Below are 12,675 nucleotides of genomic sequence, written 5' to 3'. Positions count from 1 at the left end.
TTTGTAGACGCGATTTTTTCCGGATCGATCGGCAATTCCACACGGAATACGGTTTTACCGGGATTAGAATTCAAGGTAATTTTGCCCTTGTGTTTTTCAACGATTCCTTTCACGATCCCAAGTCCGAGACCGGTTCCTTCTCCCTGATCCTTTGTGGTAAAAAAGGGATCCCAAATCCGATCTTGAATTCTCGCGGGAATTCCGGGGCCGTTGTCTTCGATCTGAACTATGACGAATTTGTCATTCTCGGGAAAAACGGAAATTTCAATTTTACCGTTTCCTTTTAAGGCTTGCACCGCGTTTTGAATCAGATTCGTCCATACCTGATTGAGTTCGTCGGGATTGCAGATTACGAGCGGAATCTCCTTAAAGTTTCGAATGACTTCGATTCCGTATTTCACTTGATTGTGAAGAATGACTAACGTGGTTTCCAGACCTTCCACTAAATTTGCGGGCGACAACGTCTTCGATTGATCCAAGTGAGAATAGGACTTCAAAGCCTTGACGATGCGAACCACGTTTCGAATCGCATAACGTATGTTTTTGATGTTTCGATTGATGTGAGTCGCGTTTTTGAGCATCAAATAACCGCGCTCGTCGTCCTTTAGAAGAACATTATATATGTATTTTCTTTCCTCGCCGATCTGATTTTCTATGATAAAATTGGAAAGTTCCGATGCCAAAGACGCGGAGAAATTCATGTCTTTCATTTCTTCTTTGAGTTCGTTTTTTAAACGGAATTTTTCTCTTGAATCGAGCTCCGAAGTTTTTTTGTCTCGAAGAAGATGGAGTAACGCGAGTTCGAAATTCTTTCTAAGCTTTCTGTTTCTCGCCAAAAGAACGATATCGAAAATGTTTTGAACCAGATAATTCATATTCTGATCCAAGTTATCCGCCGCTCCGTTGATCACACCCGCGGGAGTATTGATCTCGTGTGCGATTCCCGCGACCATAATCCCGAGAGAGGCCATCTTTTCGGACATGATCAACTGAGATTGAGCGCTTTCCAATTCTCGAGTTCTGATTCTGACTTTCTCTTCCAAGGTTTCGGTCAACTCGATCAGACGTTCGTAAAAGATCGCGTTCGAAAGAGCCATTACGGAAACGGAACGGATTTCGTTGAGCTTATCGATTTCAGCGGAACCGTATTTTTTTTGATTCTTCTTTTCACCTAAGACGATCATTCCCAAAAGACTTTTGTTGAGAATCAAAGGAACGACTAGTTCCGCTTCCGTCCTTGTGAAAAAAATTTCTGCGGAGTTGCGGATCTTACTTAGATTCGGATTGGTTTCAAATTCCTTAAAGTTGTAGATCTTATCGTTTTCGGTGATCCAAAGAAGGAACGGATCGAAAATAAAAAATTGAATTTCGCCCGAATCCGGGAACGGAGCGAATTTTCCCATTTCCTCCTTCCAAAGAAAGATGGTAACCTTCTTAGTGGGAACTACCGTTTGAATAAACTTTAGAATTTTTTCACATACTAAAGCGGTGAGATTCGTCGCGATCAGATCGTTTTTGAACTGATCCAAAATCGAAAGATATTTTACAATTTCACTGTTCGAGGATTGGAGAAAGGGAAAGATTCTTCCTAAGAATTTACCGGAAATTCTTCTTAAAATCCGAATGGAAAGAATGTAGACTACAAAACCTAAAACGGCTCCGGGAAGAAGAGTTAAAAGAAGTCTGTAAGATTCGAAAGAAAAGAAATGGAATGACTGCAAAGTTAGCACGGAGATAAGCTGGAAACCGGCTATCAAAAAAATTAAATATACGATTGGGCCTAGGGCGTTGAGTCTTTGGGTCGGCATATAAAACGCGTAAGAATCATGTTAGAGTCGGATAAATCAGTCAAAGAATTTTTTACCATTTCCCGCGTTTACGGAGCCTACTATGAAATTTATTCTCCCGAACGCGGAACGGTAAGGGCGTTTCTACGGGGTAAACTGCGAACGATCTCCGCCGAAGAAAGACATCCATTCGTCGTCGGGGATAAGATTCTTGCCGAACCTTCTTCGGGTCAGGACTGGGTGATTTGCGAGAGATTGGAAAGAAAATCTTTCCTAACCCGCAAAAGTCGGGAAGGGGACACTCAGGTTTTATGTGCGAATGCCGATCAAACTGCTGTGCTTGTGTCTTTGAAATCTCCGGAAACAAAAGACGGATTTATCGATCGTTGTATGGCGGCGGTTTTTACGTCTCGAACACAACCTTTGATCGTATTCACGAAGTTGGATTTGATTTCCGAAGAGGAAGCCGAGAATCGTCTGAAAGTCTATCGGGATTTGGGTTATCAGGTTCTCGGAATTTCCTGTACAACGGAAGAAGGGATTCCCGAATTACAAAAATATCTCGCCGGAAAAACCACCTTTCTCGTCGGAAATTCCGGAGTCGGTAAGTCTACTCTTATCAACTTATTGACTCGATCTCAGGTGCAAAAAACTTCCGGGATCAGCGTTTCCAAGGATAAAGGAAAACATACGACGACGAATTCGCTTTTGCTCGTTTTGGACGACGGGACGACCTTGATCGATTCTCCCGGAATCAAGGAATGGGGGATTCTCCACCTAAAAAAAGAGGAAATTTTGGAGAGTTTTCCCGAGCTTGCGAATCAAAAAAAGCATTGTGAAGAATCAAATTGTTGTAAATTATCTTCTGATTGTGCGATGTTTTCTGCGTTGGAAACCGAATTTATAACTTCGGAAAGAAGGAAGAGTTTGGAATCAATGCTCGCAAGTCTTGAGAATCCACATAGAGTCACACGGAGAGATAGAATTTCAAAATGAAAGTGACCCATTCTTGTTTGGAATTTGATTCCATTGAAGACCTAATCGATTTTACTAAGGAATTCGAAACCGGTTCCATGATTCGTTTTCTTTCTCCGATTGAAGACAATTCCGGAAACGTTTTGGTAAAAGAAGAAGTCCAGGTAAAGGAATCGGCCCTCGCGCGCCTAAAAGACATCAAAGGCCAATATACTCCCAAGTTCGACGTTAAGCTAAACAAGGAACTTTTGGAGCAGATTCAGAATATTCTCGCGATGAAAATCGTGAACCAACTGAAAGTTTCCGACATGAAGTTTTTGAAATTCATGTATGAAAACACCACATACAATTATAAGGGAATCATTCGAAATTCACTTCTTTCCAAAAAAACGGTTTTGGCGCTTTTTAAAGTATATAACCAAAACGTAAACTTTTTCAAATATATCAGCGAGTTGGGACTTTTGAATCTGGGAATCGTGATGATTCCCGATACGATGAAGTTTAGACTTCTCAGAAGATACGCGTTCACCGCCGGAATCCTGATGGACATTCCTAGAATCGGAGTGGATCGATATACGAAGTTGCCTTCCGATGATTCCGGAAAAGTGCAAGTAGCCAAGAAATGCGCCGATATATTACAAAAACTAGATCTCATTGATTTTACTTACAGCGCGATTTCGAATCACATGCCGCTCGGTATGATCGATAATCCGGATAAACCGATCTCCATTGATAAGGCCGGAGACGAGGAAACTTTGGATGAGAAATTCTTTGACGATATCCTTTCCGACGACGGGGAAAGCGATAGCAAAGGAGACAGTTCCAAAGAGGATGCGATTCCTGAAAAGTCGTACGACTTTTTTCAATCCCTTCTTACGGACTCGTTGAAGTTGACCCGTTACATCGCTAACGTGAGTCATAACGCTTCCGATAAAGACTACGTAATGGAAGAATTGGTATACTACATCGCCTACAATACTTCCAAAAAATACTTCGACGAACTTCTCGCGAATCCGTTGGTTTCGATTTTTAAGGATTTTGAAGTAAACGTAAAAAGACTTAGAAAAATCGCCGAAGTGGAAATGAAATGTGTTTATCCGCCTTCCGCTTGGGCTTATCCAAAGCCGAAATCCAGTCAGGTACTTTGTAAGAATAAGGTTTGGGGATGTCCGAACATCGTTATGGGCTGGGATATTCACGTAATTACGGCGCAGGAAGCGTTTGGTTGGGTCGGAACCAGTCTTCCCATCGACAACTATCCGAAATGTAAGTTGGAAGAGGAGTTGGACGATATTATGGTGGAACCGGAAAAACCGAAGAAAAAATAAACCCGAGCGTAATCTTGGGCATTTTTTCTGGAAATTAGTTATATCTGTGGTATAACTAAATCTAAATTCTTGCAATTTTTTTCTTGTAAGTCTGTTAACTAGAATGCAATCTTTTTAAAGTTCGGGGGGTAATATGAACCGTTCTCTATTAATGGCGATTAGTTGCGCTTTTCTTGCGTTATCCATCGCTTGTAGTACCAATAAATCATCCGGAAGCGATCAGGTTAAAACCGAATCCGATAACGCAACCGCAAGAATCGTGTGGGTTCTTGGAGATGTAAAAGTTCTTTCCGATTCCGGTGAAAGAAAAGCGGAGTTAGGTCTTGCTCTTACCGCATCGGATCGAGTTGTGACCGGAGCAAACGGCGGCGCCGAGATCATGGTTGCCGACAGCGGCGTGATCAAGATGTCCAAAAACTCCGACATCGAAATTTCTACTCTTATGAATCCGAACGGATCGGATACGAACGTTCAAGTGAACTACGGAAAAATCGTGACCATGGTTAAAAAAGGTCAGAAGAATACCGAGTTTACCGTTTCGACTCCGACCGCACTTGCAGGTGTTAGAGGAACTTCTTTCTTAACATCCGTGGAAAGCCCTGAAGGATCCAAAATCAATTGTGCGAAAGAAAATTGCACCGTTCGTTTTGCGGTGATCGAAGGAACGATCGCAGTTTCTAAAAAGGGAGATTCTTCCGAAGTGATTCTGAGCAAAAACCGCGAACTTAGAATCGAAAAGAACCAAAAGCTTACCGACAAGTTGATTCGTTCTTTACAAAAGGATTCTTTGACCGAAATGAAGGAACTTATCGTTCTTCATAAAAACGAAACCTTTGAATACGGAAAACTTGTGGAAGAACTTAAATCTTCCAGCGAAGAGCTTAAGATTTTGAGCCAATCCGGTTCCGTTGAAGAAGCGAAAGCCGAACTTCAAAAACGTGAAGCCAATCGCAACAACGCAGATGAAGTGACAAAAACCGCTAAGGCTGTGAACGAAACCAAATATGTGCAACAAGATGTGCAAAAGGAAAAACTGAAATTAAATCCTAAAGAAACCTTTTAGGACTTCAGCAAACCCGAACTTGCGCATAAAAACCGGGGATTTTCCCCGGTTTTTTTATTTTTACAGTGAATCATCTAAAATTACGGATGATTGCTTCCCCGTTTTTTTTTATAATGTATTTCTCATTCAACCGATGGAAAGTTATTGAACTGTTATGAAATTTATTATTAACCCAATGCGGCTGTTTCCATTCTTCTTTTTTTTCTTATTGATCCTCATTGATTGTTCTTCCGTTCAAAAAATCGAAAATTTCAACTCTGTTTTGCAGGAGCCGACGTTTAAGGCCCTCAAAGAAGAGGAAATTATTCTCGGGAGCGCCTCCGATGCGGACTATAAAATTCGAAAAACCGGAGGTTCCGTTCCCGTTTTCGCGCTGGCTCCGATCAACGTTCCGAGCGGAATCGATCCTAAGTTAGGCGCCTTTTTAAGCGACGAAGTGCGATTGATCTGGGCAAAAGTAAAAGGTAAGCAAGCGCGCATAACGGATGCGACTTGGAAAAATTCTTCCCTGCTTTCCCAGGAACTGAAAAGACTCGGAGTGGATGCGGTGATTAAAACCGACATTCGCGAAGTTTCGGGAAAATGGATCGTAAATCAAAAGATCACCGATCCGGTTAAGGAAATCCTATACGGAACTGTGGACGGTTCGTTTCAATCTCCACAAGGCGGAGAAGATCTCCAGGCCAATCAGGTTTATTATTTAAAACACGGCTCGGGCGTTCTGGCGTTGGATCCGAAAGCTTCTCTCGTTCCGATTTGGGAAAAATCCCTCAGTTCGGGAGAAATCGATTCGATTCTGAAAAAATCGGTCCAAGGATATCTTTCCTTCAGCGCATCTTCCGCGGATACGGAAGTTCTGTTTCAAGGCGAAAAGATCGGAATCGCTTCGTTTCGGAATTATCCTTTGCCGGAAGGTTTGCAACAGATTCAAATCACTCGTCCCGGACAAAAGGACATTCTTAAATCCTTACAGATCCGCGCGGGCCAAACGATTTCCATTTATCAAGAATGGAAAGAGGATCGCACTCTCGGGGGTTTGAGAATCTTAAGTTTTCCGGACGCATTACAAGTCGCGTTAGACGGCTTTAGAAACGGAGAAACTCCTTTTTACAGAAGCAATCTTACTCCGGGCGCGATGCAACTCGAGTTGGTTCGTGATACCGAAAAAGGACCTTTGGTTTATTACGAAGGTCAATTGATCGTAGACGCGGATAAGATCACTGAAATCGCGTTGCCTTATAAAACCGATAACCTGATTGGCGAACCCGAGTTTTGGAAACTTTCCGGTGAAAAAGGTTTTCAAGCGTTTTCGGGAAAAACATTAGATTTTCAGAATGCCTCTTCTTTACCTCCGGGTTGGTACGGGGTTTTTTCAGCGCCGTTTGTTCCCGAGAATATGGAGCTCGAGGGAATCATTCCGATCACTTCGGAATCCGATTCTGGAATCGTAGCGATCTCCTTTCATACTCCTAAAAAAACGATCAGCTTGGAATACGAAAAGGAAAGACTCAGCGTTTATACGTTTCCGTCCACCGGTAACAACGTCGGAACGTATAAATTCAAACAGGAAAACAAGGAAGACGGACGTCCTTTTCGAATCGAAACGGATACGAAAGAAGGGATCGTTCGATTGTATTTAGGATATTCCAAGGTTTTGGAAGATAAGTTCGACGTTTCGGGCGTTTGGAGAATTTCCATTCTTACCCGAGGAGAAAAGTTTTCGAAACGTTCTCCTCTCCGAAATCTCAAGATCGAATACAAGGGATATAAATGAAAGGTTCGAATTCCATGAAAAACAACATCATATCAATTGCATTACTCCTTTTGATCGGCGGACAATTCACGGTGAATTGTTTGAGCAAAGATTTTAAAAAATCGCAAACACAAGATTCGATTTTGGAAAAGGATTCCGCGACTCGCGAAAAACTGAAACGAGTATCAAAGATTTTGAATGAAGGAAATTCTTTCTTTCAAAAGGGAAATTTCGAAAGGTCTTTGGAAAAGGCCAACCTCGCGGTGAACACATATCCGACCGCACCGGGTTATTACCTCGCCGGAATTTCCGAATACAAACTCGGTAAGAATCAGGACGCGCTCGTTTCTCTTAAAAAAGGAACCGAAGTCGATCCTGAAAACGAGCAGATTCTCTTGACGTTAGGCATCATTTACACGGCCGAAGGGAAGAATGAAGAGGCGATCAATGTTTATGGAAAATTGGAATCCCTTCCCGTTAAGGAAAAATACAACTATTCCTTCAAAAAAGCAGTCCTTCTCAAAAACCAAGGTAAGTTCGAACAATCTTACGCTACTTTAAAAAAGATTCCCGTTCAAGAGTTTGCGTTTCCCGCTCAGTTGAACATGCAACTCGGAGACGCCGCGGTTCAATTGAAGAAGTATGACGAAGCGGAAGTTTATTTCGAAGAAGCAAGAAAGAACGATCCTGAGTTATTGTCCGCAAAAAAATCGGCTTCCGTAACCAGAGTCGCTTCGGCTTTGGAAAACGGAAACCAAGCGATGCGGAAGAAGAATTATAAGGAAGCGGCTTCTCATTTTCAATCCGCGGTTCAAAACGATCCTAAAAATCCGACGCCTTATATCTTTCTCGGAAACGCGAGAATTTTAAACGGAGAATACGAAGCGGCTCTCAAAGCTTTCGAAACTTCTCTCGCGCTCAAGTCGGATTATCAGGAAGCGATCTCCGGAATCGCAGCTGTACATTATAAAACCGGCAACTATAGAAAATCGGTTTCCGTTTTAGAAAAAGCGATTTCCGTATTTCCGAACAACGCGGTGTATCAGAACCAAATGGGTTTGAACATGAAAGCGTTAGGCGAACCCGCAAAGGCGCTTGTTTATTTTACGAGAGCTCAGGAACTCGATCCGACCTTTGCGGAACCCGTTTCGAATTTAGTGTTCTTATTGATTGCTGAAAACCGATATAAGGCCGCGAGAAAAGAAGCCGAGTCTCTCAAATCCGAAGCCGAAAGAAAACAGATTCTCGCTTTTATCGACGTGTCCGAACAAATTTTCGAAGGGGACAAACATCTTCGCAAAGGGGATTTCAAAGGAGCGAAAACTTTTTACGAAAAAGCGAAGAAGGCTTCTGCGGAAGAACCTTCCGTTCACAATGCTTTCGGAAGATTGTATTTCGTTTCGGGAGAGCCCAAGTCTTCTGAAGAAAATTTTAAGAAAGCCCTTTCCATCGATAAACAGAATATTCCCGCGCTTCAAGGTTTGATTCGTCTTTATTCTTCCCAAAAGAATCAGACGCTTGCAAATCAATACACGAAGGAACTTGAGAATCTAACCGGCAACGATCCGTCTGCGGCGATCGTTCTCGGAAGAACGTACGAAGATAAAAAAGAATACGAAAAAGCCGAAAACGTTTATAAGAATCTTCAGAAAAAATTTCCGAACAACGAAGCGGTGAACTTTCGTCTTGCGATGTTGTATTACAAGATTTCTCTCGAGGAAAACGAAAAGAGCAATCACGATTCCGCGTTGAATTGGATCGGCAAGGCCGAAAAACTTTCCAAGGACATTCCCGAAATCGCGGAAACCAGAAAGACCATTCAGGAGAATCAAAAGTTCGCCACCGTAATTCCGACCATCCAAAAGGCGAACAAACTATTCGACACACATCAGTATGAAAAAGCGATTCCTCTGTATCAGGACGCTTTCCAAAAAACCGGAAAGCTAACTCTGTATATTAAGATTGCTGAATGTCATTTAGCTTTAGGAAACGAAGAAAAAGGAATTTCCATGTTGGAAACTCCTCCGCAAGGATCTCGAAATCTTCAGACAAGGGAAGCGATCAACGCGTTCCTTCTTCGCAAAGGAGAACTTGATAAAGCGGAAGTGGGTTTCAAGGAGATTCTTTCCAAAAAACCGGATTCGTATTACAGCCATTATCAGATGGGAATTATCCATCTTCAGAGAAAGAAATACGACGCTTCGATCGATTCTTTCGATCGTTCCCTTCTTTTAAACGCGGACTTCGTCGCGGCGAGAATTGGAAAAGGAATTTCAACGTATCATTCGGGTAATAAAAAACTCGCCAAGGAAGAATTCGAAGCGGCGATGCAACAGGATTCCGCGAACGAACTCGCTCCTTACAACATAGGGATCATTCTTTTTAACGATAATCTTTACAACGAAGCGATCACGATCTTTAAAGAGATCATCCAAAAGAATCCCGAGTTTTCGGACGCACACTATCAGATTTCCTATATCTACTATAAACGCGGCGATTTCGAGCAGGCCGAAAAGGAAATCCGCAAAGCTCTCGATTTGGAAAGAAACGAAGTCAATCTTTTCGCTTTGATTCGAATTCTATCCGAACAAAAAACGAAGGTGGCAAACCCTTCTCATAAAAAGGAAGTTTTGGATTTGGGAAGAGAACTTGCCGAAAAGTTTCCTTCTTCTCCGCACGCGGCTCAAGCGGAACGTCTCGTGATCGCGGACGAGGATAACCCGGTGATTCTCCAGTCGTATCAAAGCAGAGGAAAGCTGATCGGAGTTCCGGTGCTAATTAACAATTCCGTAATATTGAATTACGGAACGAGCGTCGAGTCTTTGGATAAGGATCGAGGCGTTCGTCACTGGAGAATTCAAACTTCGGTTCCTTACAAGTTTTTACTGGCGGATAAACGTTTGATCGGAGTTTCGGAAAAGAAACTCGAAGTGATGGACTTAAAAACCGGAATCATATTGAGAGAAATCAAACTTCCGTCCGGAGAAGTCAAAAAGGCGAACTTATCCGGAGAGAACATTCTCGTAGAAATCGCGGCCGGAAAAAACTCGAAGATCTACAGCTATTCGGATCAACTTGAATTGAACGGTTCGATCGCTTTCGAAGGTTCGTTCTGGTCCGGAGTCAAATCGGGAGTTTTACTTTCGGTCGCTCAAAAAGACGGAATTCAAGCGCAAGTATATGATGCTTCTCTAAAGGACTTAAACGCTAAAAAGATTTCACAGAAGGGAAGCGGAGATCTTAGATACTTGGGTTCTTACGAAACGGGAATCTTCTTTCTTTCCGGAAAGAAAATCGTTTCCATCGACAATGACAAATCCTCTTCCATCGATTTACCGAACGAATCGGCTTCACAATTCGTGGTTCGTTCTCCTTATCTTTGGTTTCACGCCGGCAAGACGGTCTATCGTGTCGAGTCGGGTTCTTTGAAGGTAAGTTCTTTTACGGTCGAGGCTTCGGACATCGAAGGAATTCTTCCGGGTAAAAAAGACGACGGGATCGTTCTTTTCAAATCGGGAAAGGCGATCCGATACGGAATCGACGGAAAACCGATCTGGTCTTATCCTCTCAAAGACGAGGATGGAAAGATTTATTCCTTGGTTTATCGTTGAGTAAATTTATTTCTTAGAAAGAATCTGATCGATGTAATAGATTCTTTTGCCTTCTTCCCGTTTCTTTCTCTCGAAGTGAGAAACGGGAATTTCGCTTCTTTCCAATCTAAGTTCCACCGTTTCCGGTTTAAATACTTCCGAATCTCTGAATAAACGAATCGCCTTTCTTGCATAAGGACCGTAATCGGTTGCAAAGGAGAATTTGCCTCCTTCCGGTAAAAGGATTCTAAGCGATTCCAAGAACTTGGAGTTCATCGTTCGATTCTTATGATGTCTTCTTTTGGGCCAAGGATCTGGAAAGTTCAAAAGAATTTCGCCGAAAGCTTCTTCTTCGAAGATGTCTTCCAGAAACCAATTGAAGTTTACGCAAAGAATCTTAACGTTATCGAGAGAATGTTTTTCGATTCCGCGTATCGTGTGGCGGATTCGATCGAATTTTTTTTCCATCAACACGAATCCGGTCTTCGGTCTTTGACGAGCCATCGCGATCGCGACTTCTCCCCAACCCGAACCAAGCTCTAAAAAATATGTCTCGAACTCTTTTGAGAATAAATTTTCTTTTTTCAGTTTCCTTACAGGGCTAGCTTGCAAAAAATAATCCGAAGCGAAAGGAATACCGCCTGCGATCGACCAAAGTTTCTGTTCGAGTTCTTGGATCATGGTTTATCGTCAGAGAATTTTACACATTTTGTTTGTCTAATATAATACAGTGAAAGTAAAACTATACGGCGTAAGGGGCTCACTCCCCACACCACTGAGCGAATCGGAATATCGGGAGAAAATTCTCAAAATTCTGAAAGCGGCTCATTCCGAAATCAAACGGCAAAACGGGCAGTTTTCAGAGGAAGAATTCTTAAACTCCTTAGATCCGTCTCTTTCACGAACAGTCGGCGGAAATACCACTTGTGTCTATATACAAGCCCAATCCGGAGAACGATACGTCATTGATTGCGGATCCGGAATCAGACAACTCGGAAACGATCTTCTGAGCGAAGGTCTTAAACCCGGGGATTCCATCCACATTCTGATCACTCATACACACTGGGATCATATTCAGGGTTGGATGTTTTTTAAACCCGCTTATTTTCCCGGAGTTGATATCCATTTTTATTCTACCATCCCGAACCTGCAGGAACGATTCGAAAGACAACAAAACGAGGAAAATTTTCCGCTTCCTCTTTCGGGAATGATGTCCACAAAGACGTTCCATTTTCTTGAAAAAAACCAAAGCACTCAAATCGGTTCGGTCAAAGTGACTCCGTTTCTTCTAAGACATCCGGGCAACTGCACCGGATTCAGATTCGAAGAGAGCGGCAAAAGTTTTTTGTTTTGCACTGACGTAGAGGTTCAAGAGCCTGATCTGGACGAGTTCTCCGATCTCAAAAATTCGTTCGGAAAAACGGACATGCTGATCATCGACGCTCAGTACAGTTCCGAAGAAGCCGAAAAAAAAGTGGGTTGGGGACATACCTCGGGTAAAGTCGCGGTTCGTTGCGGAGAAATATTGGGAGTCGATCGGTTGGTGCTAACACATCACGAGCCGGATCATAAAGACGAAGATATTCTTAGAATCTTTCAACAAGAGGCCGGCGCTTCCACAAAAATGGAAGTTTTGCTCGGACGTGAAAACGATTCGTTTTCTCTCTAAGATTTCTAAATTTTTTAAGATCGATTCTCCTTTAAGAATTCTTCTAAAAAGAATTTGAAGATTCATATTCTTCGCTTTCTAAAAAATTTTCTTTTAATTCAATCGATTTGAGTTATGCTGGATCGGCTATGCACACAGAGATGGGACAACAAAAAAAAACTGCTAGCGACAATCTTGCGGATAAACGTTTTTATAAACGATTTCGGAAGAACAACCTAGTGAAGATGGTTCTTGGTAAGAATGAGATTTTGGGAAATCTCGAAGATATCAGTATGATCGGAGCTTCGATCAGTTCGAGAGAAGAAATTCTCTTAGGTGAACGCGTGAAATTTATGTCGCCTATGCTTTCCGTCGAAATCGAAGCGGATATTATCCGAAGAGATTTGATTCAGGAGAAATATAAGTATGGGCTTGTGTTTCACGATTTATCGGATGCGGCGATTGTTGAAATTTTGAATAAGATCGCTTCGGCGGATTGAAACGACTTCTTATAATTTCTTCTTTTCTTTT

The 12,675-nt window shown here is 42.3% G+C and carries 9 protein-coding genes; 7 read left to right on the top strand and 2 right to left on the bottom strand.

What is annotated here, in order from left to right; genetic code table 11:
* The coding region (locus CH367_RS13470) for a sensor histidine kinase (RefSeq protein ID WP_100763011.1) at positions 1–1,808 on the bottom strand (1,808 nt) is incomplete at its 3' end.
* Between the two features lie 18 nt (positions 1,809–1,826).
* Here CH367_RS13470 and rsgA point away from each other — a divergent pair.
* From rsgA to CH367_RS13445, 5 genes are all read left to right on the top strand, one after another.
* Positions 1,827–2,783: a ribosome small subunit-dependent GTPase A gene (rsgA, locus tag CH367_RS13465; RefSeq protein WP_100763010.1), complete on the top strand. Its 957-nt coding sequence runs from the start codon at positions 1,827–1,829 to the stop codon at positions 2,781–2,783.
* On the top strand, positions 2,780–4,090 hold the full coding sequence (locus CH367_RS13460) for a hypothetical protein (protein WP_100763009.1): 1,311 nt from the start codon (positions 2,780–2,782) through the stop codon (positions 4,088–4,090). The genes rsgA and CH367_RS13460 overlap by 4 nt, the downstream gene beginning before the upstream one ends.
* A gap of 133 nt (positions 4,091–4,223) precedes the next feature.
* Entirely contained in the window at positions 4,224–5,153 is a 930-nt protein-coding gene (locus CH367_RS13455; RefSeq protein ID WP_100763008.1) for a FecR family protein, read from the top strand.
* 154 nt (positions 5,154–5,307) lie between these two features.
* Positions 5,308–6,927, top strand: coding sequence for an LIC10124 family lipoprotein (locus tag CH367_RS13450; RefSeq protein ID WP_100763007.1), 1,620 nt, complete (start codon positions 5,308–5,310; stop codon positions 6,925–6,927).
* A complete protein-coding gene (locus CH367_RS13445; protein ID WP_100763006.1) occupies positions 6,924–10,517 on the top strand; it encodes a tetratricopeptide repeat protein in 3,594 nt (1,197 codons plus the stop codon). The genes CH367_RS13450 and CH367_RS13445 overlap by 4 nt, the downstream gene beginning before the upstream one ends.
* A 6-nt stretch (positions 10,518–10,523) precedes the next feature.
* Here the strand turns inward: CH367_RS13445 and trmB are convergent, their stop codons facing one another.
* Positions 10,524–11,177 carry a tRNA (guanine(46)-N(7))-methyltransferase TrmB gene (trmB, locus tag CH367_RS13440; RefSeq protein ID WP_100763005.1) on the bottom strand — a complete coding sequence of 218 codons (654 nt, stop codon included), beginning with the start codon at positions 11,175–11,177 and terminating at the stop codon, positions 10,524–10,526.
* A 49-nt stretch (positions 11,178–11,226) separates the two neighbouring features.
* Between trmB and CH367_RS13435 the strand changes: the two genes are divergently transcribed.
* Together CH367_RS13435 and CH367_RS13430 are read left to right on the top strand one after the other, a co-directional pair.
* The gene (locus CH367_RS13435) at positions 11,227–12,165 is read left to right on the top strand and encodes an MBL fold metallo-hydrolase (RefSeq protein ID WP_100763004.1); all 939 of its coding nucleotides are present in this window, start codon (positions 11,227–11,229) and stop codon (positions 12,163–12,165) included.
* Positions 12,166–12,293: 128 nt separating this feature from the next.
* Entirely contained in the window at positions 12,294–12,644 is a 351-nt protein-coding gene (locus tag CH367_RS13430) for a PilZ domain-containing protein (protein WP_100763003.1), read from the top strand.
* Positions 12,645–12,675: the final 31 nt, after the last annotated feature.

The sequence above is a fragment of the Leptospira barantonii genome, assembly GCF_002811925.1.
Taxonomy (GTDB): domain Bacteria; phylum Spirochaetota; class Leptospiria; order Leptospirales; family Leptospiraceae; genus Leptospira; species Leptospira barantonii.
The sequence above is the reverse complement of the archived record's forward strand: the minus strand, read 5'-3'. Positions and strand labels throughout refer to the sequence as shown.

What these genes read in the sequence shown, in the direction of transcription:
- rsgA (WP_100763010.1), top strand. Translation starts at nt 1,827, where the DNA reads ATGTTAGAGTCGGATAAATCAGTCAAAGAATTTTTTACCATTTCCCGC.
- CH367_RS13460 (WP_100763009.1), top strand. Translation starts at nt 2,780, where the DNA reads ATGAAAGTGACCCATTCTTGTTTGGAATTTGATTCCATTGAAGACCTA.
- CH367_RS13455 (WP_100763008.1), top strand. Translation starts at nt 4,224, where the DNA reads ATGAACCGTTCTCTATTAATGGCGATTAGTTGCGCTTTTCTTGCGTTA.
- CH367_RS13450 (WP_100763007.1), top strand. Translation starts at nt 5,308, where the DNA reads ATGAAATTTATTATTAACCCAATGCGGCTGTTTCCATTCTTCTTTTTT.
- CH367_RS13445 (WP_100763006.1), top strand. Translation starts at nt 6,924, where the DNA reads ATGAAAGGTTCGAATTCCATGAAAAACAACATCATATCAATTGCATTA.
- trmB (WP_100763005.1), bottom strand. Translation starts at nt 11,177, where the DNA reads ATGATCCAAGAACTCGAACAGAAACTTTGGTCGATCGCAGGCGGTATT.
- CH367_RS13430 (WP_100763003.1), top strand. Translation starts at nt 12,294, where the DNA reads ATGCACACAGAGATGGGACAACAAAAAAAAACTGCTAGCGACAATCTT.